Source organism: Bradyrhizobium ferriligni (assembly GCF_056837965.1).
Map to the genome: position 1 here is coordinate 199,406 of NZ_JBXEJO010000001.1, position 25,389 is coordinate 224,794.

Genomic DNA, 25,389 nt, shown 5'->3' on the forward strand with positions numbered 1-25,389 from the left:
CCTGGCGGGAAGCACCTTCCCGTTTGCCGAGAGAATGGCGATGGCGCGCGCCAGTGTCTAAAGCTGCTCGTGCTTCAGTCGATCGACCAGGCTATCGGCGAACAGGCGCGTCTTTGCCGCCGGCATGCCGCTTGGCGGGAACACCGCATGGATCGGCATCCGCGGTGCTTCGAACTCCTCAAGTACAATTTCGATCGCGCCATCGTTGACGAGATCACGGATCTGCCAGAACGGCCCGTATCCGAGGCCGAGGCCGTCACGTGCCGCTGTGCAGAGCGCCGCGGTGTTGTCGGTCTCGAAGCAGCCATTCACCCGGACCGTCCTGATGCCGCCATCGATCTGAAACCGCCATATCGCGGGCTCGCCCTCGCTGGTGGTGCGCAGGACGCATTGATGCCGGGAGAGATCGTCGGGATGATCCGGGCGTCCGTAACGGGCGAAGTAGCGCGGCGCGCCGTAGACCACGGTACGAATCTCACCAAGCCGTCGGGCCTTGAGCGACGAATCCGGCAGCTCCCTGATCCGGATGGCGATGTCGAAGCCGTCGCCGACAACATCGATGGCTCGATCCGAGGCCTTGAGTTCAGCCTTGATCAGGGGGTAGCGGGCAATGAAGTCCGCGATGACGGGCACGATAAACGCGGAGGCGAACTGGACCGGCGCGGCGATGCGAAGCAGGCCCGACGGCTCGGCGCGCTGGCTTGCCGCTTCGAGACGTGCCTCGCTGATCTCCGCAACGGCAGGCTTGACGCGCCGATAGAACGCCAATCCCGCTTCGGTCGGGAACGACTGCCGGGTTGTACGTCGCACCAACTCGACGCCGACGCTGCGTTCGAGCGTCATCAGCGATCGATTGACCGATTGCAATGAGCGGCCCAGCCGACGTGCGGCCGCCGTCTGGCTGCCGGCCTCGATGACCGCGAGAAAGGCTTCGATATCTTCCATCGAGCCACCTCATTCTCCCGCAAACCGGAAGGATATTACGGTGTGAGGGGATTGTCAGGAGAGGCTGGCCGTTCGCCGGGAACCGATCCGGCAGGGAACCGGCATGGCACGATGCGCGATCTCGACTGCGCTTGTCGCATTCGGTTGCGGGACGCCGGAGCAGCGTCCCGCATCAGCGTCCCTCTCAGTCCTTGAACTCGCAGCCGAGGCGCTGCAGCGCCTCGTCGACCCAGCGGCGGTCGCTGGTGCCGGCGAGGATTTGCTGGATCGCCTTTTCCTCGGTGGCCTTCTTGGCCTCGGTCAGCTTGCAGATCGCCTCGGCGTCGTCATAGGGCACGCAAAGCACGCCGTCGTCGTCGGCCACGATGAGATCGCCGGGCTCGACGATCATGCCGTCGATCGAGATGGCGCTATTGATCTCGCCCGGGCCGTCCTTGTAGGGGCCGCGATGGGCAACGCCGGCGGCGAACACCGGGAATGATCCGGCGCGGATGGCGCCGGCATCGCGGATCGAGCCGTCGATCACGAAGCCCGCGACGCCCTTCTTCTCGGCCAAGGTCGACATGATCTCGCCGATGATGGCGTTGACGAGGACGCCGCCGGCATCGACCACGATGACGTCGCCGGGCTGGGCCAGGTCGATCGCCTTGTGGACCATCAGATTGTCGCCGGGCCGGGTCTTGACCGTCAGCGCCGGGCCGCCGAGCCAGCCGCCCGCGTGCATTGGCCGCAGCCGGTTGGTGCCCGCGATCCGCGACATCGAATCGCTGATATTGGCGACCGGCAGGGTACGGTAGCGCGCGACCAGATCGGGCGACACTTTCCGCTTCGCCTTGTGAATAGCAAATCCTATGGCCATCGGTTTCTCCGAGATTGATTGGTTGAAGTCGATTGTCGGTCTTGCTGCTTGGTTGGACCCTCATGGTGAGGAGCGCGGAACGCGCGTCTCGAACCATGTGGCCCGGTTGGGGCCTGCATCCTTCGAGACGCCCGCTTCGCGGGCTCCTCAGGATGAGGAGTTGGAGTGGTTGTCTCGGCAACGTTCAATGCGCGCGGCGGTCGAGATGGGCGCTGAGGCGAGGATAGACGCGGCGGGCATTGCCTTCAAAGATCTTGGCCTTGTCCGCAGCGCTCAGCGGCAGCGCGTCGATGTAGCGGCGAGTGTCGTCGAAGTGATGACCCGTTTCAGGGTCGATGCCGCGCACCGCGCCGACCATCTCGGACGCGAACAGGATGTTCTCGACCGGGATCACCCTGGTCAGCAGCTCGATGCCGGGCAGATGATACACGCAGGTGTCGAAGAACACGTTCTTCAAGAGATGCTCCGACAGCGGCGGCAGCTTCATGTCCTGCGCCAAGCCGCGGTAGCGGCCCCAGTGGTAGGGCACGGCGCCGCCGCCATGCGGGATGATGAACCGCAGGGTCGGGAATCGCTTGAACAGATCCGAGGTCAGGAACTGCATGAAGGCGGTGGTGTCGCCGTTGAGGTAATGCGCGCCGGTGCCGTGGAAGCAGGGATTGCAGGACGAGGAGACATGGACCATCGCCGGCACGTCGAGCTCGACCATCTTCTCATACAGCGGATACCACCATTCGTCGGTCAGCGGCGGATCGCACCAGTAGCCGCCGGCGGGATCGGGGTTGAGGTTGCAGCCGACGAAGCCGAGCTGCGTCACGCAGCGCTCCAGCTCCTCGATGCAGTTCGCGGGCTTGACGCCCGGGCTCTGCGGCAGCTGGCAGACGGGGACGAAGTTCTGCGGGAACAGCGTGCAGACCCGGTGCACGAGGTCGTTGCAGATCGTGGTCCATTCGCGGCTGGTCGCTTCCTTGCCGACGTGATGCGCCATGCCGGCGGCGCGCGGCGAGAAGATGGTGACGTCGGTGCCGCGCTCCCTTTGCAGGCGGAGCTGCGCGCCCTCGACGCTGGAGCGGATCTCGTCATCGGTGATTCCGAGATTGGTGGTGAGCGGACGGCGCGACTTGTCGGCGAGGCCGGCGAGCTGCTTGTCGCGGAAGATCTGCAGCTTGGCCGGCTCGGTGGTGTAATGGCCGTGACAATCGATGATCATGGTTGCTTCCTTGGCAGGGGTATCAGTGGGCGACGGATGACGGGATCGCGCCCGTCAATTCCGTCTCGCGCGGCTTGACGCGCATGGTGGCGGCGATGGCGGAGGCGGCGAGCAGGAAGCCGGCGATGCCGACCAGAGCCCAGGAGAAGCTTCCGGTGGAGTCCTTGATCAGCCCGATGCACCACGGCCCGATCAGCCCGCCGAACTGCGCCAGCGTGTTGACCAGCGCGATCGAGGCGGCACCGGCCGCGCCGGTCAGCAGCGAGGCGTTGATGCTCCAGAACAGCGGGTTGCCGGCATTGAGGCTGAAGCCGACGATGCAGAGGAACACGAAGGCCAGCACCGGGCTCGCGACATAGGCGCTGCCGAGCATCGCAACGGCGGCCAGCAGATAGACCGCCGCGAGATGAAACTTGCGATCGCCGGTCTTGTCCGAGCTGCGGCTGACCACGATGGTGCCGATGACGCCGAGCAGCGGCGGGATCGCCGAGAGGAAGCCGACCTGGATGTTGCTGAGATTGCCCATGCCCTTGATGATCTGCGGCAGCCACAGCAAGAGGCCGTAGATCCCGACCAATGCGCAGCCGAACAGCGCCGCCAGCAGCCAGACCCGGATATCGAGCACGCATTCGATCAACCTGTGCTGCCCCTGTTGTTCGATCTCGGCCCGCTCGGCGGCAAGTTCGCCTTCCAGCCAGGCCGCCTGTTCCTTGGTGAGCCAGCTCGCCTTGGCCGGGCGGTCGGTGAGATAATAGAGCGTGAACAGGCCGAGCAGAATGGTCGGCACACCCTCGGCGAGGAACATCCATTGCCAGCCGTGGAGACCGGCAGTGCCATCGAACCGGGTCATGATGCTGGTCGAGATCGGCCCGCCCAAAACCGCCGAGAACGAGCCGGCGATGATGTATCCCGCCACCGCGCGGGCGCGATAGCGCGCCGGGAACCAGTAGGTGAGGTAAAGCACCACGCCGGGCATGAAGCCGGCCTCCGCGACGCCGAGGCCGAACCGCATGACGTAGAGGCTGAGCGGATTCCAGACAAAGGCTGTCAGCGCGGCGACGAGGCCCCAGGTGATCAGGATCCGCGCCAGCCAGATCCGCGCCCCGAGCAGGTGCAGCATCAGGTTGCTCGGCACCTCGAGCACCATGTAGCCGAGGAAGAAGATGCTGGCCGCGAAGCCGAAGATCGCGGGGCTGAGGCCGAGGTCCTGGTTCATCGTCAACCCGGCATAGCCGAGATTGATGCGGTCGAGATAGTTGAAAAGCATCATCACGAACAGGATCGGGATCAGCCGCCAATAGACGCGGCGGATGGTCTGCTGTTCGAGCTCAGTGACGGACGCACCAGTCATTGCAATCCTCCCGTTCATTGTGATGGCGTTCATTGGGTCGCGACGCCATTTCGGATGTTGTTGGGGTGCTCCACCTCTCGTTCGGCAGGCAGCCGTTCGGCGCCGTCCGAAGCTGCGCCTGTCGCCATCGTTCTGAGGTCGATGCCCTGCTGCTCGGGCAGCAGCAATGCCGCGCAGAAGGCGGCGGTGTAACCGCAGATCGCGCAGATCGCCATTGCGTCGCCGAGATGCATCCGCGTCGAGAGAATGCCGACGGTCGCCGGCACGATCGAGCCAAGGCCGCGCCCAGCGCTCAGCGCAAAGCCGGCGCCGTTGGCGCGGATGCTGGTCGGAAACAGCTCGGCAAAGGTCGGCATCAGGCCGGAGGCGAGCCCGGCCTGCAGCGCGCCGAGGAAGAATCCGAGGATGACGGTGATGCCCTGGCCGATCGGCGCCTGGGTGTAGACGACGACATTCAGCGCCTGGCAGACCAGGAACAGCATGAAACCCTTGCGGCGGCCGATGCGGTCGGCGATCAGGCCGAAGGCGATCGGTCCGACGAACGATCCGAAGATGTTGACGGCGAGATAGCCGGCGGTGTGCGTGACCGGCAGATGCAGCCCGGTTTGCAGATAGGTCGGCAGCCAGGTGATCATCACATAGGCCGCGCCGAGCGTGCCCGTGGTGAAGAAGGTCGCGACCAGCGTCTTGAACAGATGCTCGCCGGTGAAGATGGTCCAGAAGCTGTGCGCCGCCGAGGCGGCGCGCTGTGCCTTCTCCTCGACGAAGATCGCGGATTCCGGCACGAAGCGGCGGACGAAGAACACCAGCAGCGCGGGGAGGATTCCGATCGCGAAGAACACGCGCCAGGCCATGTCCTGCGACAGCCAGCCGAAGATGACGGGAAACAGCGCCACCGATAGCGCATTGCCGACAGCGTATCCGCTCTGGATCGCTGCGGCGACGCGGCCGCGCATGCCGGCTGAAACCACTTCGGCGACCAGCACGGCGCCGACCGCGGCCTCGCCGCCATAGCCCATGCCCTGGACGGCGCGTGCGACCAAGAGATACCAGAAGCCGTCGGCAAAGGCGGCGGCAAAGGTCGAGACCGCGACCAAGAGGATGGTGAATTGCAGCACGCGCACCCGGCCGAACCGGTCCGCGGCAATTCCGGCGACCCAGCCGCCCAGCGCGGTGCCGATCAACGAGCTGGAAGCCAGAATGCCCGCGTCAGGCCGCGACAGGCTCAGCGTTGCGATCAGCGCCGGCGTGACCAGCGCGTAGATCGTCGTGTCCATCGAATCGAGCGCAAGGCCGCCGAAGGCGGCGAAGAAGGTCTTGCGTTCGACGGCGGACAGCTTGGACAGCCACCCCAGATTCATGTTCGTTTCCCCTGTTGATCGAGGCCTCTTGCCGGGCCGTTTCCGTGAGCCTTAAGGCGGGTCCAGCGCGGCCGGATTGACCACATTGGCGCGATCGATGTCGCGTTGCGTGAGGACCGCTACGATGTTGCGCGCGGCCTCGACGCCGGTCCGCGTGATCGATGCGCCGGTTTGGGCTGCGATATGCGGCGTCACGATCAGGTTCGGCGCCTGCAGGATCGGCCGGTCCTTGGCCGGCGGCTCCTCCGCCAGCGTGTCGAGGCCGGCGCCGGCGAGATGGCCGCTACTCAGCGCCGCGCACAGCGCGTCCTCGTCGACCAGCGCGCCGCGCGCGGTGTTGATCAGGAGGGAGCCGGGCTTCATGGCGTCGAGCCGCCCGGCATCGATCATGCCGCGCGTCGCATCGGTCAGCGGTGCGTGCAGGCTGACGATGTCGGAGACCGCGAGCAGCTCGGCGAGATCGGCGGCTTCGCGCGCGAGTGCCGGATCGACGCGGCCCTTGCTCCGGCCGAACGCGACGACGCTCATGCCGAGCGCGGCCGCCGCGCGCGCGACATGCCGGGCGATGCGGCCGAAGCCGACCAGGCCGATTGTGCGGCCGCGGATTTCGCGGCCGCGATAGGTGGCACGGTCCCAGGCGCCGGAATGGGTTCGCGCGTTCAGGCTGACGACGTCGCGCCCGAGCGCGAGGATCAGCGCGATGGTGTGCTCGGCAACCGCAGGCGCATTCGCGTCGCCCGCGACCATCACCAGCACGCGCCTCACGGTTGCGGCATCGATATCGACGCTGTCGACGCCGGCGCCGTGCTTTGCGATCACGCGCAAATGCGGATTGCCGGCGATGGTGGCGGCGGAGAACACCGGATTGCCGCGCATCAGGATCGCCTGCGTCGGCGCCCGCGCCATCTCGTGCGTGAGACGTTCGGGCGTGACGGCATCGCGCATCAGCACGACATCTGCACCGATCTCGCTGAGGACATTGACGGCGGCCGGCGCGAGGCTGTCGCCGGTGACCAGAACGCGAAACGGAGCGGTCATCTTCTATCGTCCGCTGCGATATTGCATGGCTGACCCGCTGCGCGCGCCGCGCCATTCTGCCTGAACCTGACGCATTTCGCGCGCTTCTCCCTTCTTCTCCCTTGGAGGACAGGTGATTTCGCGCGAAGATCGGGAAACGGCCCCGTGAGGTCAAATACCTTGTTGACCCCCGACTTATAGGGAATCGGAATAAGCGATGGATTACAGGCAACTTCGTTATTTCATCGCGGTGGCCGAAGAGCTCAGCTTCAGCCGCGCAGCGAAACGTTTGCATGTCAGCCAGCCGCCGCTGAGCACGCAGATCAAGGCGATGGAGGAAGAACTCGGCACGCGCCTGTTGGCGCGGACGCGGCGCGCGGTGGAACTCACGCAGGCCGGACAATTGCTGCTGGAACATGCGCGGCGCGCGGTCAGCGAGCTTGATCTGGCGTCGGAAACGGTGCGCCGTGCGGCACGCGGCGAGGCCGGCATGATCCGCGTCGGCTTCACCGGCTCGGTCCCGATGCTCGACATGTTCGCCGAGCTGTTCCGCAGCTTTCGCGCCAGCTATCCGCGGGTGAAGATCGAGCTCCGGCACATGTCGACGGCAACGCAGCTGCGCGCGCTCGCCGACGCCGAACTCGATGTTGCGATCATGCGCCCGCCACTCGATTTCAGGCCGGCGGCCGATCTGCAGGTGCATGTGGTGTGGCGCGACCGGCTGATGGTGTTCCTGCCGCTGGATCATCCGTTGGCCGGCGCGAAGGGTGCGCTCGAGATGGCCGACCTTGCCGAGCACGAATTCGTCGGCATGGCCGAGAGTGGCTGCGGCGTCGGCGATCAGGCCGCGATGCTGTGCCGGCGGGCGGGCTTTGCCCCGCGCGTGGTGCAGGAGGCGCATGAGCTGCGCACCGTGCTCAGCCTCGTTGCGGCCGGGATCGGGCTTTCGATCCTGCCGTCGTGCTACCAGCAGGCCGGCGTGATGAATGTGGTGGCGAAGCCGCTGGACACGCCGGATGCGGAGAGCCGCATGCTGGTGGCGATGCGCTCCAACGCCTCGCTGCTGCCGCGCCGGTTCGTCGAATGCGCGCTGCAGGCGGCGTCGCGCAGCGCACCGCCACTCGTCCCCGAGGTCGCAGCAGTGAGTCGTTGATCGTGCTGCACGCCCTATACTTTCGTCGGCCGTAGTCTTCCGGCATCCAGTCTGGCCTTGCTCTTGCATCGTTCAGCGTCAGGTGCTGGGGCGCGGTTGTGCCGTGTTCTCGCCCGCGACGGCCATGTCGCGGGCGAACAATGCGTGACGCGCGCCCGCAGCTGGATCAAAATCTGCGGAGACGAGACGACATGCACGTCATCACACGTGCGGCACTGCTGCTTGGGACGATTTGGCTCGCATCACCGGCCCTGGCGCGCGACGACGGCCGCTACGCCAATTCACCGCTAAAGCCCTGGTTCGAGAGCCTGCGCAGCGGCTATGGACAATGCTGCTCGGATGCCGACGGCTATGTGGTCGCCGATCCCGACTGGGGGTCGGATCACGGCCACTATCGCGTGCTTATCGACAATGAATGGGTTGTCGTGCCGAACGAGGCCGTGATCACCGAGCCGAACAAGGTCGGGCGCACCATGGTGTGGAAGCACTATATCGACGGCCATCCGCGCGTGCGCTGCTTCATGCCGGGCAGCATGACCTGAGGCGCATCGTCCGGGCCGCAACTCAGGCCGGCGGAACGAAGACCCGGTTCGGGAACGCCTGCTCGACGACGTCGAGAAACGCGCGAACCTTTGCGCCGACCAGCCGTCGCGAGCTCTGCAGCGCCCAGATCTCGACCGGAGGTCGCGCATCCGTTCCCCAATAGGCAAGCCGCCCCGCGGCAATGTCGTCGTCGACCAGCAGCTTGGGCAGCAGGGCCGCGCCGGCGCCTGCGAGCACCGCATCGCGCATCATCAGCATCGATGAGAGACGCAGCATTGGCCGCGGCCTGAGTGTAATCTCTTCGCGTTCATGTCGGATGCGCCAGACCGTGTCCGGTGGCGTCGGCGACATCACAACGGCATCGACGGAGACGCCATCCGGATCGCGCGCGGAGGTCGCCGGTCGTTGCCGATCGGGATGCGCCACGACCAGCAGCTCGTCATGCAGGAAGCGGCGGCCGACGAGACGTTCATCCGGTGACGGGTTGATGCGGATGACAAGGTCATAGCCGTCTTCCACCGGATCGACCAGGCGATCCTCGGCGACGATCTCGAGCTGGACGTCGGGATAGGCGTGCGCAAAGCGCGCACCGATCCGGCCGAACGCGACATGGGCGAGCAAGACCGGCGCACTGACCCGCAAGCGGCCGCGCGGCGTCGACGCGCCGAGCACCACGGCTTCGCCGGCCTCGGCGATGTCGGACAGCGGACCGCTGGTGCGCTCGTGCAGCGCGCGGCCCTCATCGGTCAATCGCAGACTCTGCGAACCCCGCTCGATCAAGCGGACGCCGAGACTCTGTTCGAGTTCGGCGACACGGCGGGACAGCGTCGCCTTGGCCCGTCCGGAGGCGCGGCTGGCGCGCCCGAACCCGCCATGCGCGGCCACCAGGTTGAAATCGGTGAGCGCCTGAAGGTCCATCGGTTCTGTTCCATATTCGAGACGGTATGTCCAAATAATGGCATCTCCAAAGAGGAATTGGAACGGATAGCTTCTCGGCGGCGGCAGACGGTCTGCCGAAGTGAAGGAGTATTCGACATGGCTATTCTGGTGACAGGCAGCACAGGCACCATCGGGACCCAGGTTCTGAACCATCTCGCCGGTCACGGCGTCGAGGTTCGCGCCCTGACGCGCTCGCCCGGCAAGGCTCAATTTCCGCAGCACGTGACGGCCGTTCGCGGCGATCTTGCTGACGTGGATTCGGCTCGCGCGGCGCTCATTGGCGTCAGCACGCTGTTCCTGCTGGTGCCGAACGCCGCCGACGAACTGACCCAGGCGATGCTGACGCTGACCGCCGCACGCGAGGCCGGCGTCAAGGGCATCGTCTATCTGTCGGTGTTCAAGGGCGAGGCCTACGCCGACGTGCCGCATTTCGCCGGCAAGCACACGGTCGAGCGGATGATCGAGGCGCTCGATCTTCCCGCGACCATCCTGCGTCCGGCCTATTTCATCCAGAACGATCTTCGGCTGAAGGAGCCGCTGCTGAACTTCGGCGCTTACGGCATGCCGATCGGCGCGAAGGGCATCTCGATGGTCGACATCCGCGACATCGGCGAGGCGGCCGCGATCGAGCTGCTGCGCCGCGAGCGCGCGTCCGCCCCGCTGGGCCGCGAGACTTACGCGCTGGTCGGCCCCGACGTCGTGACCGGTGCGGGCGCGGCTGCGATCTGGCGCGATGAACTTGGCCGCGCGGTCAGCTATGGCGGCGACGATCTCGCGGCGATGGAGCAGCGTTTCAAGGCGGCGATGCCGGCATGGCTCGCGCTCGACATGCGCCTCATGTTTGGCCGGTACCAGAGCGACGGCGCGGTCGCGACGGCCGACGAGCTGGCACGCCTGACGAAGCTGCTCGGCCGCGCGCCGCGGGCCTATCGCGACTTCGCCCGCGACGCCGCCGCGCAGTGGCGCAAGGGCTAGCTGCACCTGTGCGTGAGGAAGCGCGTGACCACGCCGCCAAGCGTGGCGTGGTCGAGCGGCTCGGCGAGCGAAGTCTTGGCGGTCTCGACCACGCTATCGGGCGCGAGGCCGCGGCGCAGGTCGCACAGCGCGCCGGCATAGTCGGCGGTGAATTCCGGATGCGGCTGCACCGACAGCGTCGTGCCGTTGGCATAGAGCAGGCCGGCATGCGGCGTGAACCCGGACGACAGGATGGTGCGTGCGGAGGCGGGCGGGGTGATCACCTGGTCCTGATGCGAGCAGGCGACGGCGATCGTCTCGCCGTCGATCAGCCCGTTGTCCGGCGCGATCCGATAGACATGACGCCCGATGCCCCAGCCTTTCTCGGATTTGCGCACCGTGCCGCCGAGCGCTTGCGCGATCAGCTGATGGCCGAAGCAGACGCCGACGGTTGGAATGTGCTTGTCATGGGCCGTGCGCACGAAGGCTTCGAGCGGCGCGATCCACGCGACGTCGTCGTAGACGCCCGCGGCCGATCCCGTGATCAGGATCGCATCCAATGTCACCGGATCCGGCAGTGTCTCGCCATTGGCGAGGCTGACGACGTCGCAGGCAACAGACGGATCGGCGGTGGCTACCATCCGCTGAAACATCTGCGGATAGCTGCCGTGGCGATCGCGGAATTGCGGACTGACGAGCCCGGTTTCGATGATGGTGATGCGGGGCATGGAACGCTGACGGATGAGCGGGGCGTCTCAGCCTTTACTCCGAAAGCACCGGCGGCGACAAGCCGCGCGCGGCGGTCGCCGGTCAATTCCGCGACGGCGCCGCCGCGTCGATCGTGGCGGTGTGCTGCGCTGTCGGCGCCGGCGTCGTTGCAACGATCGCAGGCTCGGTGCGGTAGCGCGGCAGCTGATCCTCGAGCGAATAGCCGACGCAGAGCGCGAGGCTCGACCAGACCGCCATGCTGAAATACAGCGACATCCAGGCGATCTCCTCGCGCCATTCCGCGATGTCATGGGTCACGACCCAGCGCCGGCTGACATCGCGCAGGCCTTCCAGCGGATGCAGCAGCGTGCCGCCGGCGGCGAGGTTGGCGCGCCAGCGATTCAGATACATCGGGACGTCGACGGTCATCAGGAAGGCAAGGAAGGCGGCGATGCCGACGATCGCGACGATGAAGGCCCAGCGCACCGGGCCATGAAACTCCGGCAGCAGCCGGCACAGCGCAATCCCGACCAGGAAGAACACCACGGCCCAGATCGAGTTCTCGATCGCGTTGCAGAGATAATGGGTGGTCAGCACCGCATACCAGGAAAAGCATTCCGCGATCACGATCAGCGGCACGATGATCCAGGCGATGGTCACGGTGGTCTCGGCGCCGGTCATGGTGCCGAGTTGATGCAGGATGATCGCCCATTGCGCGGCGAAGCAGACCTCGGCGACGGTGGCGACGGTGCGGCCGACTATGACGCTCGACAGCCAGGTGTCGAACAGGCAGATGCGCTGCACGTCGGCGCGCGGCAGGACCGAGCGGAAGGCGCAGCCGAACACATAGGCCGCGCACAGCAGCATCATCAGGCCGATGCCCGAGGTGTTGCTGAAGCTGCCATTGGCCTGTTCATTGAACTGGCGGTAAAGCGCGAACCAGACCGCGATGTTGGCGGCGCTGACGAGGCTCAGGAAGCCCCACCACCGGACCACTGGATTTGACCAAGCCAGCGAAACCGGCCGTGCCCGCCACTCCATGCTCATTCACCGCTCCGCGTGTAACCGAATTGATATTGAACTGTAGCAATTCTGTCATAGAAGGCAGCGAATCACGAACTAAAAATTGCGTGTGGGAGCGAGCCGGGCAGATCCGATTGTGACAGTGCCCGATTATGACAGCGCCAGATTGTGACAGTGTGCGATTGTGACAGTGCGCGGTGGTGCGTGACCGTCAGCCGCGCAGCGCAGTCTCGGGAATGGTGCGGCGGACCACCTCGCGCATCGCGAAGCTGGAATGGATGCGAGCGACGCCCGGCATCCGCGACAGATGCTGCTTGTGGATGCGCTCGAAGTCGGCGATGTCGCGGGCGATCACCTGCAGATGATAATCGTCGCTGCCCGACATCAGATGGCAGGACACGACGTCGGGGCAGCGCGCGATCGCGGCCTCGAAGGCTGCGAGATAATCCTCGCTCTGCTTCTCCAGCGTGATGGTGACGACGACGGTCGTCACGAGGCCGAGCGCTGATGGTTCGAGGTCGACGCGGTAGCCGCGGATCACGCCGATCTCCTCGAGATGGCGGATGCGCCGCGCGCAGGCGGTCGGCGATAGCCCGACCTTCTCGGCAAGCTCGATCTGGCTCGCGCGGGCATCAGCGACCAGCTCGGCGAGGATTCTGAGGTCGATACGATCGAGACCGTCCACGCAGATTTCCTTCAAGAGCTGAGCTGAAAGCGAAGGATATGGGCGTATTTGGCTGTGAGCAAGCCGGAAATCGCTGAGAAACGCCGTGTGACGGGGCATAGCCTTGATGGTGGCGGAAACGAATCCTTCAAGGAGCGGACCATGCGCATCGGCGTGCCCAAGGAAATCAAGGTCGAGGAATATCGGGTCGGGCTGACGCCTGCCTCGGTGCGGGAATATGCGGCGCACGGCCACGAGGTCGTGGTCCAGCGCGGCGCCGGTGACGGCATCGGTGCCGGCGATGACGTCTACAGCCAGGCCGGCGCCCGGATCGCCGACACCGCCGAAGAGGTGTTCTCCGTCGCCGAGATGATCGTGAAGGTGAAGGAGCCGCAGCCGTCCGAATGGATCAGGCTGCGCGAGGGACAGATCCTGTTCACCTATCTGCATCTCGCGCCCGACGTGCCGCAGACCGCGGGGCTGATCGCTTCCGGCTGCACGGCGGTGGCCTATGAGACCGTCACGGATGTGCATGGCGGACTGCCATTGCTGGCGCCGATGAGCGAAGTCGCCGGCCGGCTCGCGATCGAGGCCGCGGGCGCCGCGCTGCGCAAATCTGCCGACGGCATGGGCAAGCTGCTCGGTGGCGTGCCCGGCGTTCCGCCGGCGCGGGTTGCGATCATCGGCGGCGGTGTGGTCGGCACTCATGCGGCGCGGATGGCCGCAGGCCTCGGCAGCGACGTCACCATTCTCGACCGCTCATTGCCGCGGCTGCGCGCGCTCGACGATCTCTTCCTCGGCCGCGTCCGCACCCGTTACGCGACGCTGGAAGCGATCGAGCAGGAGGTCTTCGCGGCCGACGTTGTGATCGGCGCGGTGCTGGTGCCGGGCGCCAGCGCGCCAAAGCTGGTGTCGCGCGCGCAGCTTGCAGGCATGAAACGCCGCGCGGTGCTGGTCGACGTCGCGATCGACCAGGGCGGCTGCTTCGAGACCTCGAAGCCGACCACGCATCAGGCGCCGACCTATCTGGTCGACGACATCGTGCATTATTGCGTCGCCAACATGCCGGGCGCGGTGCCGGTCACCTCGAGCCACGCGCTCAATCATGCCACCTTGCCGTTCGGCCTGGCGCTGGCCGCGAAGGGGCTGCGCGCGCTGGTCGAGGATCCGCATCTGCGCGCAGGCCTTAACGTGCATCGCGGCCGCATCACCAACCGCGCCGTCGCCGAGAGCCAGCATCTGTCATCCGTGATGCCGGAGGAAGCACTGGCGTCGTAAGGCGAAATCCGAAAGCTCTAATTGCAGCGGGTCCAACCTCCCCTTGAAAAGGGGAGGTCGCTTTGCTCGCCAGAGCAAAGCGGGTGGGGATCTGCTCTCTCCACATAGAGCGCCGCCTGTGGCGGACCCCCATCCCGACCTTCCCCCTTCCAGGGGGAAGGAGAAGACAGACATTCAGTATCCGTAGCCCGGATGAAGCGAAGCGAAATCCGGGGCTGATCTCTCCGTGGAGGGAGACTGCCCCCCGAATTTCGCTTCGCTTCATCCGGGCTACGGCGCTTCACTTGTCAGTTCTTTCAGCCGGCTCTGCATCACCTCGATGATGTGCGCGCGCTTTGCCGCGATGCGTTCGATCGGTCCGCCGATGCCGATCGCGAGCGGAGCGCGTCGCCTTGGTCGGGGAATGAGCATGCCTATCGTGTTTGCGCCCGGCGTCGTGCGGCCGCCTGACTCGGAATAGCCGCGGCGGCGAATGCGCTCGACCTCCTCGAGAAAGGCGGATTCGCGAACGCGCGCCGATTGACTCGGCTCCTCGGCATTGTTGCGGCGGATAATGCCGCGAATTTTGGTGTTCGGCATTTGGCTCAGCAGCACATGTCCGAGCGCGGTCCGCACCATCGGTCGTATTTGACCGGCTTGTGCCGTGTACTGAAGCTGAGAGCCGCCGGGGACAACGTGCAGATACTGCATCCCGGCGGCGCCGGCCTGTTGTCCGAGCATGACGGTTTCGCCGCCCGTCGCGGTCCAGAGTTCCTCCATCAGATCGGTGAGCTTGGTATCACGGAACGGGGAACGACGAATCCAGTCACCGAGCAGATTGACCCGGTAGCTCGGGATGAAAAGCCGGGTCTTTCGCTCGTATTCCAGGTAGTTCAATTCGACGAGACATCGAAGCAACACCGACGTGCTCGATTGCGGCATCTCCAACGCGGACGATATTTCAGTCACGGAAGCAGCCCGCTTGGTTTTCCGGAAGAACTCCAGAACTGCAAACGTCCGCATGGCCGATTTGACGATGGCCGTCTTATTCGGATTCGGCATGGCTGGCTCCTCGGCGGGTCAAGTACCGCACCTCCATCACATATGTGATGTTAGGGCAAAACTGCTTCACTTGACGACAAGTTTGGCACAGATTGGCGCCCAACAAGACCAAGCCATGGAAACGCAGAGAGCAGGGGAAGGCGGATGCCCGGCCGAAGTTTGCTCGAGAAGATCTGGGACCAGCATGTCATTGCGCGCCTCAGCGAGGACACTGACCTCCTTCATATCGACCGCCATCTGCTGCACGATCTCGGCGGGTCGCGCGGCCTGCTCGATCTCAAGAGCAGGGGCCTCAAGGTCCACAATCCCGAACTGACCTTCGCGACGCCGGATCACGCGCTGTCGACAGCGCCCGGCCGCGCCGGAACCAGCAAGATCGGCATGGAATTGCTGGCTGCGCTGCGAGTCGAGACGGCGGCGAGCGGCATCACCCTGTTCGATGTCGATCAGCCCGGCCAGGGTATCGTCCACGTCATCGGTCCGGAACTCGGCTTGAGCCTGCCGGGCGCGACCATCGTTTGCGGCGACAGCCACACCTGCACCCATGGCGGCTTGGGGGCGCTCGCCTTCGGCATCGGATCGAGCGAGCTCACCCATGTGCTGGCGACGCAGGCGCTGATCCAGCGCCGTCCGAAGACGATGCGCGCGCGCTTCGAGGGCAAGCTGCCGCTCGGCGTCACCGCCAAGGACATGATCCTGGCGCTGATCGGCCATATCGGCGCTGCCGGCGGCACCGGCTATGCGGTCGAATATGCCGGCAGTGCGATCCGCGCGCTGCCGATCGAGGGCCGGCTGACGATCTGCAATCTCTCGATCGAGCTCGGTGCCAAGATGGGCATGATTGCGCCGGACGAGAAGACGTTCGAATTCCTCCGCGGCCGTCCCTACGCGCCGCAAGGCGAGATGTGGGATCTCGCAGTGAAAGCGTGGCGCGAACTGCCGAGCGATCCCGACGCGGTGTTCGACCGCGAGGTCGTGATCGACGTCGAGAAGATCATTCCGCAAGTGACCTGGGGCATCAGCCCCGAGCACGTCGTCGGCGTCGACGGCGTGATTCCCGATCCGAAGGCGGTCGACGATCCCTTGCGGCGCGCCGCGATCGAGACCGCGCTGGAGTATATGGGCCTGCAAGGCGGGGCGCCGATCGCGGGCACGCCGGTCGATTGGGTGTTCATCGGCTCCTGCACCAACAGCCGGCTCAGCGATTTGCGCGCCGCGGCCGAGGTCGCCCGCGGCCGCAAGGTCGCGGCCGGGGTCCGCGCCTGGGTGGTGCCGGGCTCGGAGAACGTCAAGCGCGAGGCGGTCGCCGAAGGGCTCGACAAGATCTTCATCGACGCCGGCTTCGAGTGGCGCGAGCCGGGCTGCTCGATGTGCCTTGCCGCCAATGGCGAGGTGGTGGCGCCCGGGCAGCGCTCGGTCTCGACCTCGAACCGCAATTTCGTCGGCCGGCAAGGGCCGCGCGCGCGGACGCATCTGGCGAGCCCCGCGAGTGCCGCAGCATCCGCCATTGCCGGCGCGATCGCCGATGTCAGGATGATGGGACGCTAGAGCATGCCAAAACCGTTCGACAAGCTCACCGCAACCGCTGCGCCGATCATGCGCGGCAATATCGATACCGATGTCATCATCCGCATCGAGCGGCTGGTGGGCAATTCGATCCGCGGCACGCTCGGCAAATGGGCGTTCGGCTCGCTGCGCTATCTGCCCGACGGCTCGGAAAATCCGGAATTCATCCTGAACCGCGAGCCGTATCGCGAGGCGGAGATCCTGGTGACCGGGCCGAATTTCGGCTGCGGCTCCTCGCGTGAGGGCGCGGTGTGGTCGCTGCAGGAGCGCGGCATCCGCGCCATCATCGGGTCCGGCTTCGGCGACATCTTCTTCGCCAACTGCTTCCAGAACGGAATCCTTCCCGTCATCGTCGACAAGGTGGTGGTCGATCAGCTTGCCGCCGACATCGAGGCGACGCAAGGCGCGGGCAAGGTCTCGATCGACCTCGAGGCCCAGACCATCGTCTCGCCGTCGGGCGCGCGGCATTCCTTCGAGATCGATCCGCGGCGGCGCGAGGGGCTGCTGAAGGGCCTCGACGAGGTGGCACTGACGCTGCGGCGCGACGACGAGATCCTCGCTTTCCAGGCTTCCGACCGCGCGGCGCGGCCATGGATTCATTCGACTAGGACACCCGCTTCAAGGACATCCGCATGAGCACGCAATCCAACATGGTCAAGGTTGCCGTCGTCGGCGGCGAGGGCATCGGCCCCGAGGTCACCGCGCAGTCGCGCCGCGTGCTCGACTGGTTCGCGGCGAAGCGTAACGTGCCGATGACGCTGCGCGAGGCGCAATACGGCCTGATCCCGTATCTGGCGACCGGCAAGGTGCTGCCCGAGGATACCGCCGAGGCGATGGACGAGGCTGACGCCATCCTGTGGGGTGCGACCGGTGGGCCGGAGACCACCGAGGTGCCGGCCGCGGCACGCAAGGCCGGCAGTCTGCTGGGCCTGCGCAGCAAATACGATCTCTACGCCAATTTGCGGCCGATCGTGGCGAGCCCGGCGCTGTCGGCGTCCGCGCCGCTCAAGCCCGAGGTGCTCGACGGCGTCGACTTCGTCATCATTCGCGAACTGACCAGCGGCATCTATTTCGGCGAGCCGCGCGGCATCGAGACGCTGCCCGACGGCCAGCGCCGCGGCTTCAACACCGAGCAATACACCACGAACCAGATCCGCCGCGTCGCGCGCTCGGCCTTCGAGCTGGCGCGGACCCGGCGCAACAAGGTCTGCTCGGTCGACAAGGCCAATGTGCTCGAGACCAGCGTGGTCTGGCGCGAGGAGATGATCAAGCTGCACAAGGAGGAGTTCTCCGATGTCGAGCTGACCCATCTCTATGTCGACAACGCCGCGATGCAGATCGTGCGCGAGCCGCGGCAGTTCGACGTGATGGTGACCGGCAATATCTTCGGCGACATCCTGTCCGACTGCGCGGCGATGGCTTCGGGTTCGCTCGGCATGCTGCCGTCGGCCTCGCTCGGCCCGGTCGATCGCTTCGGCCGGCGCAAGGCGCTCTATGAGCCGGTGCATGGCAGCGCGCCCGATATCGCGGGCAAGGGCATCGCCAATCCGCTCGGTTCGATCCTCAGCGTCGCGATGCTGCTGCGCCTGACGCTGAACCGGCCTGAGGACGCCGACCTGCTGGAGAAAGCGGTGCAGACCGCGCTGGCCTCCGGCGCGCGCACGGCCGATATCGCCGAGGCCGGGGCGAAAAAGCTGTCGACCGTGCAGATGGGCGATGCGGTGCTCGGCGCGCTCGACAAGATTTCCGCGAAGGAGCACGCGTGATGGCGCGCCTCGCCGTGCCCCACATTTCAAGGAGATCGGCCCTGACGGTCATCGCCGCCGGCGGCGCCGCGCTGGCGACCGGGCGTGCGTGGGCGCAGGCGGCCGCGGGTCGCGCAATCTATCCGGTCGCGGTGCCGGTCTATCAGACGCAGTTCGTCGCCGACCGTATCGGCTACTTCAAGGAGGCCGGGCTCGACTGCAAGCTGGTGCAGGGCGGCAGCGGCGTGAAGACCCGCGAGATCATCGCCTCGTCGCAGGGCGATATCGGCATCGGCGACGTCACCCATCCGATGCAGCTGACCAACCACGGCCGTGCCGCGCGCGTGCTGTTGCCGGTCGACACGCGATCGAACTCGGTGATGTTCATTATCCGCAAGGATTTGAAGGACCAGGGCATCAACTCGCTGGAGGCCTTCGCGCAATGGAAGCGGCCCGACGGCCGCAAGCCGATCGTCTCGGTCTCCTCGCTCGGCGGCACCAACCATGTCTGGTCGTCATACTATATGGAAACCATGGGGCTCGATGACAAAGTGACCTGGATCGGCACCGGCAATGTCGATACCATGCTGGGATCGCTGAAGTCGAAGCAGGTCGATATCCTCGTCAGCTCGCTGTCGCTGTTGAACGAGGCACAGCAGCAGGGCTGGGGCGAGTTGCTGTTCGACGGTACCGATGAGGCGATCTGGAACAAGCATATCGGCGGCAAGGTGCCGGTGACCGCGCATTTCACACTGCAAGCCACCATCGACAAGGACCCGGCCAAGATGCAGGCCTACGTCACCGCGCTGTGGCGGGCGTCGCAATGGATCAAGACCCACAAGCCGACCGAGGTCTACGACGCCATCGAGCCCTATGTCGGCAGCACCTCGCGCGAGGCCAATCTGCTGGAGATCACGTCGATCCAGAAGGTCGCGGATTATGAGGGCTCGATCGACGCCGCGAGCTTCGCGCGCGGCGAGAAAGTCTGGTTCCGCGAGATGACCGGCATCAAGCCGCTCAAGATCGCCGACGTGGTCAATTCCAACCTGATCGAAGCGGCGCGAAAGGCCTATCCGGGTTGAGTGCGCTCGAGACAAGCGCAACCGTGTCGCCGCGCGCCTCGGCCGATCGTCGCGTCGAGGTCAAGGGTTTGAGCAAGTCGTTCCAGCTTGCCAGGACCACGATCGAGGCGGTCCGCGACGTGACCTTCGACGTCCGCCGCGGCGAGTTCGTCGCGTTGCTCGGGCCGTCGGGCTCCGGCAAGAGCACGGTGCTCAACATGATCGCCTCGCTGATCCGCCCGACCGGCGGCGAGATCCTGATCGACGGCAAGCGCGTCGTCGCCGGCAAGGCGACGCCCAATGTCGGCTACGTCTTCCAGCGCGACACGCTGTTTCCATGGCGGACCGTCGGCGACAATATCGGCTACGGGCTGGAGCTGTCAGGCGTTCCCGTCGGCGAACGGAAAGAGCGCATCGCGGAATGCGTCGCGCAAGCGGGCCTGAAGGGATTCGAGAACGCCTATCCATCGGCGCTGTCGGGCGGCATGCGGCAGCGCGCGGCGTTGATGCGCACTTTGATCGTCGAGCCGCAGATTCTCCTGATGGACGAGCCGTTCGGCGCGCTCGACACCCACACCAAGATCGACATGCACGAGGTGCTGCTGCGGATCTGGGAACGCGAGCAGCAGACCGTGCTGTTCGTGACCCACGACCTCGGCGAGGCACTGACGCTCGCCGACCGCATCATCCTGTTCTCGGCGCGGCCGGGCCGCATCAAGGACATGTTCGAGGTCGACTTCGTGCGCCCGCGCGACGCGGTGAAGGTGCGCGAGACCCCGCATTATGCCGAGCTGTTCCAGCACATCTGGCATTCGCTCGGCGAGGAATTCGTCAAGGGCCGCAGCGCATGAAGAGGTACGGCACGCTCGGCACGGTCGGCTGGCAGGTCCTGATCTGCGCCATCGTGCTGTCGGTCTGGCAATGGGGCTACGACCTCCGCACCAGACTGCCTTGGCTGGTGCCCGACCTGCTCGATCCCTACTTCATCTCGAAGCCGTCGATGATCTTCGACAACTTCCTGATCCAGAGCTGCCTGACCTCGAAGCTCGGCGTCTTCAACAGCTGGTTCAACGGCGACTTCGGAAAGTGCCTGGCGCGCAACGAGAACAACCTCTGGGCCGCGACCGCCATCACCCTGAAGAATACCTTCTTCGGCTTCGTCACCGGCGTGGTCAGCGGCTTCGTCGCGGGGCTGATCCTGGGACGATCCGACGGCCTGAGCGCGATCTTTCAGCCCTTCATCACCGCTGTCAATTCGATCCCGCGGATCGCGCTGGCGCCGATCATCGTGCTGGCATTCGGGATCGGCGACATGTCGAAGATCGTGACGTCCTGGATCGTCGTCGTGTTCCTGGTGTTCTTCAACACTTTCGAGGGCGCGCGCTCGATCGACGAGGGCTTCACCAATGCCGCGCGGCTGCTCGGCGCCAGCGAATGGCAGATCACCCGGACGGTGGTGATCCCCTCGACGATGGCCTGGGTGTTCGCCTCGCTGACGCCTGCGATCTCCTTCGCACTGATCGGCGTGATCGTCGGCGAGTTCATCGGCGCCGAGCGCGGCATCGGCCGCCTCATCATCGAATCGGAGGCGCGCGGCGAGGCCTCGGGCATGATGGTTGCTGTCGTGGTGCTGATGCTGGTCGGCGTGGTGCTGTCGGCGATCATCTGGCGGCTGCAGGCCTATCTGTTGCGCTGGCAGCGGCAGCGCGGCGCCGAGTAGGCCGCGGGCCGTGGCGATGTCGCATTTGTCGCCACGGCCGGGCTGGATCTAGGCTGCATTTTCCGCTGGCGAAGTCTCGCCGTCGAGCCAATCCTGTTCCTTTGCCAGAGCGCGCCAGGCCGCTTCCATTCGCTTGAAGCGCTTGTGGGTCGGCTCGTCGTCGGCACGCTCGGCAAGCTGCGCGCAGTTCTCCGCATTGTCGAGGAAGTGCTGTGACTGTTTCATGGAACGTCCTCCTGTTAGTTAAGGACGTGGGACATCAATTCAGGCTATTCAACGCGTGGAACATGGGTATTTCGCCACACAGATGAATGCCTGTTCAGCGAGTTCCCGCGCGATGTTTCGCACCGGCGCGTGAGCAAATGCAGCACGTTCGATACAGGAACGGTCCGTCGCACTCGACGTTCCTCCTTCACATCGCAACTGGAGGAGGAGAGACGGCATGAGGACGTATCTGTTGGCTGCGGCCATGGTGACCGCGATCGCATCGCCCGTGTTCGCCGATGATATCGGTGTCCGCGCAGGTCCCGTCGGCGCGGGCGTAACGGTTGGTCGGGCGCCCGAGTATCGCGACCGCGATCGTGATCGCACCACCGTGATCAGGGAGCGTGAGCCGCGCCGTGACCGGACCACGGTCATCAAGAAGCGGGACGAATTCGGCAATCGCAGCAAGACCGTCATCCATAACGACGACGATTGACGCCAACTTCAAGCGATCTTGTGTTAACATGAAAGTCCGTCGCTGACCTCGTCACGGCGGACGTTTGCTTGGTGCCCCAGGCCACGGAGCGACGATGGCGGCCGAGACGGAGCTCAAATTCCGCGTTCCCGCGCGCAAGCTCAAGGGACTGAAGAAACCGCGGATCGCCGGCAGCAAAAGCGGAGCGCCGTCCGAGAGCGATCTCGTCTCGACCTATTTCGACACCGCGAAGCACAAGCTGAAGCGGCACGGACTGACGTTGCGCGTGCGGCGGGATGGCGCCAGCTATGTTCAGACGATCAAGTCCGGGGCGGGGCCACAGTTTGAACGGGGCGAATGGGAGACCGACCTTGCGGATGGACACCTCGACCTCGACAAGGCCGAAGGTACACCGCTCGAAAAGCTCGCGTCCGACAGGCTGCGTCACAAGCTGAAGCCGATGTTCGCGACGTCGGTCCGGCGTATCACCGTGCCGCTGCGGACGAAACGCAGCGAGATCGAGCTCGCGATCGATCGCGGCTACACCACGGCCGGGCACCGTTCGCGCCGAATCGACGAGGTCGAACTCGAACTCAAGAGCGGCCGCCGGCTCGACCTGTTCCGGGTTGCCAGGGCGCTGGAGCGGAAGGCGGCGGCGGAGCTCGATCTGCGCTCGAAAGCCGAACATGGCTATGAACTTGCCGATGGCGAGGAGCATGTCGTCGTCTCCGCCGGGAACATCGTGCTCGACGCCGGGCTTACCGCCGGCGCGGCGTTCCGGGTGATCGCGCGCGCCGCGCTTCGTCACTTCTCGTCGAATGCCGATGCCGTCCGCGAGGGTGAGGCGGAAGGCATTCACCAGATGCGGGTCGGGTTGCGGCGGCTGCGCGCCGCGATCTCGCTGTTCTCGAAGATCCTCATCGTAGCCCCGACGGAAGACATCAAGACCCAGCTGAAGTGGCTCACCAACGCGCTCGCGCCGGCGCGCGAGCTTGATGTATTCGTCAGGGAAGATATCGAGCCTGCATCGCATGACGCGCTGCTGCGGCGAGGCGGCAAAGCGATCCGGCAGGAATTCTCCGACCGCCGCGACCGCGCCTTTGCCGGCGCGCGGCAGGCGGTCAATTCGCGGCGCTATCGGTCCATGCTGATCGACACATTGCAATGGATCGAGGCAAAGCAGACCATTGCCGCGGAGGACGAAGGCGGTCCGATCGAGGAATTCGCGGCCGCGCTGCTGCATCGCCGCATCAGGAAGCTGCGCAAGGATGGCCGGCGTCTCGACGAGCTGTCGGCCCGGCGGCGGCACAAGGTGCGCATCAAGGCCAAGAAGCTCAGATACGCGATCGATTTTTTCGAAAGCCTGTTTCCGCGCAAGGGTGAGCGCGGGCAACTCGCGCGGCTGTCCAGGCACCTGAAGCGGGTCCAGGATGCGCTCGGCTCGCTCAACGATTTTGTCGCGCACCGCAAGCTGGCGGTCGATGCGGCGCTGAAGGCCCCGCATCGGAAGGAGCGCGCCAGCGCCTTTGCCTCGGGCGTTGTGCTCGGCCGCGAGGAACAGGCGGTCAAGCCGCTGATCAAGATCGCCGCCAGGGAAGTGCGAGGACTCGAGAAATTTTGATGAGCGTGTGGCGGCGAACCCCCGGACATCTATACCGCTGGTGATGCCCCCGATTGCCTCTCCCGCTCAGCGGCTGCGATCTGGCTGCGACATTCCTCCGCGTAGGCACGCAGGCGCTCGGCCGTCAACGAGTCCATGCCGGTGCGTGCCAGCCGCTCGGCGCGGTCGGCCTGATCTCTGAGCTCATTGATGGTCCGGGTCATGTGTGCCTCCATGCCCGGACAATTTGAATCGAATTGCGACGTTCCCCGGCCGATCAGGACGTGGCTAACGGGTGGTTAAGGAGGCGCGAATGCTCAGGTCACCGGCGCCGGGTTGAACAGCGTCAGATCGTTGTGGATGCCCCAGCGATCCGACCACGGCTTGGTGCGCCCGCTCGCGACGTCGAGGATCAGGCGGAACAGGTCCCAGCCGGTTTCCTCGATTGTCTTCTCGCCGGTGGCGATGCAGCCGGCGTCGAAATCGATTAGGTCCTTCCAGCGTCGTGCCAGCTCGCTGCGGGTCGCGACCTTGATGACGGGCGCGGCGGCCAGGCCATAGGGCGTGCCGCGGCCGGTGGTGAACACCTGCAAGGTCATGCCGGAGGCGAGCTGCAGCGTGCCGCAGATGAAGTCGCTCGCCGGCGTCGCGGCAAACAGCATGCCCTTCTGCCGCGCCTTCTCGCCCGGCGACAGCACGCCCGCGATCGGACCTGAGCCGGACTTGACGATCGAGCCGAGCGACTTCTCGACGATGTTGGCGAGACCACCCTTCTTGTTGCCCGGCGTGGTGTTGGCGCTGCGGTCGGCGCCGCCGCGGGCAAGATAAGCGTCGTACCATTCCATCTCGCGGATCAGCGCGCGGCCGACATCCTCGTTGACGGCGCGGCGGGTCAGCAGCTGGATCGCGTCGCGCACCTCGGTCACTTCCGAGAACATCACGGTCGCGCCGGCGCGCACCAGCAGGTCGGCGGCAAAGCCCACCGCGGGGTTCGCGGTCACGCCGGAGAACGCGTCGCTGCCGCCGCATTGCAGGCCGATCACAAGGTCGGCGGCCGGGCAGGTCTCGCGCTTGCGGGTGTTGAGCACCTTCAGCCGGGCTTCGGCCTGGGTCATGATGGCGTCGACGATGGCGCCGAAGCCGTCAAAGGCTTCGTCCTGCATCCGCACGATGGCATCGCCGACGCCTTCCGGCACCAGCCGTTCCGGCGCGAGCTTCTCGCAGCCGAGGCCGACGACGAGGATCTCGCCGCCGAAATTCGGATTGAGCGCGAGATTCTGCAGGGTGCGGATCGGCACCACGGCGTCGGGCGCCGTGATCGCGACGCCGCAGCCGTAGGCGTGGGTCAGCGGCACGACGTCGTCGACATTGGGATATTTCGGCAAGAGCTCGGCGCGGATGCGCTTGACCGCGTATTCCATCGTGCCCTTGACGCATTGCACGGAGGAGGAGATGCCGAGGATGTTCTTGGTGCCGACCGAGCCGTCGGGATTGCGATAGCCCTCGAAGGTAAAACCTTCGAGCGGCGGCAGCGCCGGCGGCACCGCGGTCGCGATCTCGAGCTGATCGAGCGGCGGCGCGTCGGGCATGCGGATGCGTGCCTCGTCGACCCATTCGCCGGCCAGGATCGGCAACAGCGCCGTGCCGATCACCTCGCCATAGCGGATAATGGGTGCGCCCTCGGCGATGTCTTCCAGCGCGGTCTTGTGGCCCTGCGGCACGAAGGCGCGCAGCGTCAGGCCCGAGGCGAAGCGGGAGCCGGCGGGCAGGCCGAAATCATTCACGACGATCGCGACATTGTCGCGCTCGTTGAGCTTGATGTAGCGGGGCTGCTCCTGCGCGCCGATCGACTGGTCCATGAGGCTTCTCCTGACTTGCTTCACCTCTCCTGCTTGCGGGGGAGGTCGGATCGCATCGAATGATGCGATCCGGGTGGGGGCTCTCTCCAGCGTGACTCGCGGGGAGAGCCCCC

General features: G+C 65.7%; 26 protein-coding genes. 12 read left to right on the forward strand and 14 right to left on the reverse strand.

Going from position 1 to position 25,389, the window contains the following annotated elements:
• Window positions 1–57: 57 nt before the first annotated feature.
• The 6 genes from AC1VNY_RS00905 to AC1VNY_RS00930 all read right to left on the reverse strand — a co-directional run bounded on the left by AC1VNY_RS00905 (window position 58) and on the right by AC1VNY_RS00930 (window position 6,764).
• Complete coding sequence (locus AC1VNY_RS00905) at window positions 58–945, reverse strand: LysR family transcriptional regulator (protein WP_482403746.1); 888 nt, start codon at window positions 943–945, stop codon at window positions 58–60.
• 184 nt (window positions 946–1,129) lie between these two features.
• A complete protein-coding gene (locus tag AC1VNY_RS00910; RefSeq protein WP_482403747.1) occupies window positions 1,130–1,804 on the reverse strand; it encodes an RraA family protein in 675 nt (224 codons plus the stop codon).
• 184 nt (window positions 1,805–1,988) lie between these two features.
• Window positions 1,989–3,014, reverse strand: coding sequence for an amidohydrolase family protein (locus AC1VNY_RS00915; protein ID WP_038382421.1), 1,026 nt, complete (start codon window positions 3,012–3,014; stop codon window positions 1,989–1,991).
• 22 nt (window positions 3,015–3,036) lie between these two features.
• The gene (locus tag AC1VNY_RS00920) at window positions 3,037–4,365 is read right to left on the reverse strand and encodes an MFS transporter (RefSeq protein ID WP_482403748.1); all 1,329 of its coding nucleotides are present in this window, start codon (window positions 4,363–4,365) and stop codon (window positions 3,037–3,039) included.
• A gap of 29 nt (window positions 4,366–4,394) precedes the next feature.
• Entirely contained in the window at window positions 4,395–5,726 is a 1,332-nt protein-coding gene (locus AC1VNY_RS00925) for an MFS transporter (RefSeq protein ID WP_482403749.1), read from the reverse strand.
• 51 nt (window positions 5,727–5,777) lie between these two features.
• Window positions 5,778–6,764 (reverse strand): NAD(P)-dependent oxidoreductase, encoded by a 987-nt coding sequence (locus AC1VNY_RS00930; RefSeq protein WP_482403750.1) that lies wholly within the window; start codon window positions 6,762–6,764, stop codon window positions 5,778–5,780.
• Between the two features lie 196 nt (window positions 6,765–6,960).
• Between AC1VNY_RS00930 and AC1VNY_RS00935 the strand changes: the two genes are divergently transcribed.
• Together AC1VNY_RS00935 and AC1VNY_RS00940 are read left to right on the forward strand one after the other, a co-directional pair.
• Window positions 6,961–7,896, forward strand: a complete 936-nt coding sequence (locus AC1VNY_RS00935; protein WP_057016894.1) for a LysR substrate-binding domain-containing protein — start codon at window positions 6,961–6,963, stop codon at window positions 7,894–7,896.
• Between the two features lie 191 nt (window positions 7,897–8,087).
• The gene (locus AC1VNY_RS00940; protein WP_482403751.1) at window positions 8,088–8,438 is read left to right on the forward strand and encodes a hypothetical protein; all 351 of its coding nucleotides are present in this window, start codon (window positions 8,088–8,090) and stop codon (window positions 8,436–8,438) included.
• Window positions 8,439–8,460: 22 nt separating this feature from the next.
• Here the strand turns inward: AC1VNY_RS00940 and AC1VNY_RS00945 are convergent, their stop codons facing one another.
• Window positions 8,461–9,357, reverse strand: coding sequence for a LysR family transcriptional regulator (locus AC1VNY_RS00945; RefSeq protein WP_482403752.1), 897 nt, complete (start codon window positions 9,355–9,357; stop codon window positions 8,461–8,463).
• A 117-nt stretch (window positions 9,358–9,474) separates the two neighbouring features.
• Here AC1VNY_RS00945 and AC1VNY_RS00950 point away from each other — a divergent pair, with 117 nt between their 5' ends.
• Complete coding sequence (locus AC1VNY_RS00950; RefSeq protein WP_375763565.1) at window positions 9,475–10,353, forward strand: NmrA/HSCARG family protein; 879 nt, start codon at window positions 9,475–9,477, stop codon at window positions 10,351–10,353.
• Here the strand turns inward: AC1VNY_RS00950 and AC1VNY_RS00955 are convergent.
• From AC1VNY_RS00955 to AC1VNY_RS00965, 3 genes are all read right to left on the reverse strand, one after another.
• Window positions 10,350–11,060 carry a type 1 glutamine amidotransferase gene (locus tag AC1VNY_RS00955; RefSeq protein WP_482403753.1) on the reverse strand — a complete coding sequence of 237 codons (711 nt, stop codon included), beginning with the start codon at window positions 11,058–11,060 and terminating at the stop codon, window positions 10,350–10,352. The genes AC1VNY_RS00950 and AC1VNY_RS00955 overlap by 4 nt on opposite strands.
• A gap of 82 nt (window positions 11,061–11,142) precedes the next feature.
• Window positions 11,143–12,081: a hypothetical protein gene (locus AC1VNY_RS00960; RefSeq protein ID WP_482403770.1), complete on the reverse strand. Its 939-nt coding sequence runs from the start codon at window positions 12,079–12,081 to the stop codon at window positions 11,143–11,145.
• A gap of 193 nt (window positions 12,082–12,274) precedes the next feature.
• Window positions 12,275–12,763, reverse strand: coding sequence for an Lrp/AsnC family transcriptional regulator (locus AC1VNY_RS00965; RefSeq protein WP_016847653.1), 489 nt, complete (start codon window positions 12,761–12,763; stop codon window positions 12,275–12,277).
• Window positions 12,764–12,889: 126 nt separating this feature from the next.
• On the opposite strand from AC1VNY_RS00965, the gene ald reads away from it, so the two are divergent.
• Window positions 12,890–14,005 (forward strand): alanine dehydrogenase, encoded by a 1,116-nt coding sequence (ald, locus tag AC1VNY_RS00970; RefSeq protein ID WP_482403754.1) that lies wholly within the window; start codon window positions 12,890–12,892, stop codon window positions 14,003–14,005.
• Window positions 14,006–14,275: 270 nt separating this feature from the next.
• Here ald and AC1VNY_RS00975 read toward each other — a convergent pair whose 3' ends face one another.
• On the reverse strand, window positions 14,276–15,046 hold the full coding sequence (locus AC1VNY_RS00975; RefSeq protein WP_038382433.1) for an IclR family transcriptional regulator: 771 nt from the start codon (window positions 15,044–15,046) through the stop codon (window positions 14,276–14,278).
• Window positions 15,047–15,190: 144 nt separating this feature from the next.
• On the opposite strand from AC1VNY_RS00975, the gene leuC reads away from it, so the two are divergent.
• Genes leuC through AC1VNY_RS01005 form a run of 6 tightly spaced genes read left to right on the forward strand, consistent with a single transcriptional unit; the run spans window position 15,191 to window position 21,138 of the window.
• Window positions 15,191–16,594: a 3-isopropylmalate dehydratase large subunit gene (gene leuC, locus AC1VNY_RS00980; RefSeq protein WP_482403755.1), complete on the forward strand. Its 1,404-nt coding sequence runs from the start codon at window positions 15,191–15,193 to the stop codon at window positions 16,592–16,594.
• A 3-nt stretch (window positions 16,595–16,597) separates the two neighbouring features.
• Complete coding sequence (leuD, locus tag AC1VNY_RS00985; RefSeq protein WP_482403756.1) at window positions 16,598–17,248, forward strand: 3-isopropylmalate dehydratase small subunit; 651 nt, start codon at window positions 16,598–16,600, stop codon at window positions 17,246–17,248.
• Window positions 17,245–18,378 (forward strand): 3-isopropylmalate dehydrogenase, encoded by a 1,134-nt coding sequence (gene leuB, locus AC1VNY_RS00990; RefSeq protein WP_304500385.1) that lies wholly within the window; start codon window positions 17,245–17,247, stop codon window positions 18,376–18,378. The genes leuD and leuB overlap by 4 nt, the downstream gene beginning before the upstream one ends.
• Window positions 18,378–19,439 (forward strand): ABC transporter substrate-binding protein, encoded by a 1,062-nt coding sequence (locus tag AC1VNY_RS00995; protein WP_482403757.1) that lies wholly within the window; start codon window positions 18,378–18,380, stop codon window positions 19,437–19,439. Before leuB ends, AC1VNY_RS00995 begins: the two co-directional genes overlap by 1 nt.
• A complete protein-coding gene (locus tag AC1VNY_RS01000; protein ID WP_482403758.1) occupies window positions 19,436–20,269 on the forward strand; it encodes an ABC transporter ATP-binding protein in 834 nt (277 codons plus the stop codon). The genes AC1VNY_RS00995 and AC1VNY_RS01000 overlap by 4 nt, the downstream gene beginning before the upstream one ends.
• The gene (locus tag AC1VNY_RS01005) at window positions 20,266–21,138 is read left to right on the forward strand and encodes an ABC transporter permease (protein ID WP_482403759.1); all 873 of its coding nucleotides are present in this window, start codon (window positions 20,266–20,268) and stop codon (window positions 21,136–21,138) included. The genes AC1VNY_RS01000 and AC1VNY_RS01005 overlap by 4 nt, the downstream gene beginning before the upstream one ends.
• A 48-nt stretch (window positions 21,139–21,186) precedes the next feature.
• On the opposite strand, the gene AC1VNY_RS01010 is transcribed toward AC1VNY_RS01005, so the two are convergent.
• Window positions 21,187–21,363 carry a hypothetical protein gene (locus tag AC1VNY_RS01010; protein ID WP_162832403.1) on the reverse strand — a complete coding sequence of 59 codons (177 nt, stop codon included), beginning with the start codon at window positions 21,361–21,363 and terminating at the stop codon, window positions 21,187–21,189.
• Window positions 21,364–21,580: 217 nt separating this feature from the next.
• Here AC1VNY_RS01010 and AC1VNY_RS01015 point away from each other — a divergent pair, with 217 nt between their 5' ends.
• Together AC1VNY_RS01015 and AC1VNY_RS01020 are read left to right on the forward strand one after the other, a co-directional pair.
• Complete coding sequence (locus AC1VNY_RS01015; protein ID WP_304496987.1) at window positions 21,581–21,838, forward strand: hypothetical protein; 258 nt, start codon at window positions 21,581–21,583, stop codon at window positions 21,836–21,838.
• Window positions 21,839–21,932: 94 nt separating this feature from the next.
• Window positions 21,933–23,438, forward strand: coding sequence for a CYTH and CHAD domain-containing protein (locus tag AC1VNY_RS01020; RefSeq protein ID WP_482403760.1), 1,506 nt, complete (start codon window positions 21,933–21,935; stop codon window positions 23,436–23,438).
• Between the two features lie 29 nt (window positions 23,439–23,467).
• On the opposite strand, the gene AC1VNY_RS01025 is transcribed toward AC1VNY_RS01020, so the two are convergent.
• Together AC1VNY_RS01025 and garD are read right to left on the reverse strand one after the other, a co-directional pair.
• Window positions 23,468–23,641, reverse strand: coding sequence for a hypothetical protein (locus AC1VNY_RS01025; protein WP_482403761.1), 174 nt, complete (start codon window positions 23,639–23,641; stop codon window positions 23,468–23,470).
• Between the two features lie 93 nt (window positions 23,642–23,734).
• Window positions 23,735–25,276 carry a galactarate dehydratase gene (gene garD / locus AC1VNY_RS01030; RefSeq protein ID WP_482403762.1) on the reverse strand — a complete coding sequence of 514 codons (1,542 nt, stop codon included), beginning with the start codon at window positions 25,274–25,276 and terminating at the stop codon, window positions 23,735–23,737.
• Window positions 25,277–25,389: the final 113 nt, after the last annotated feature.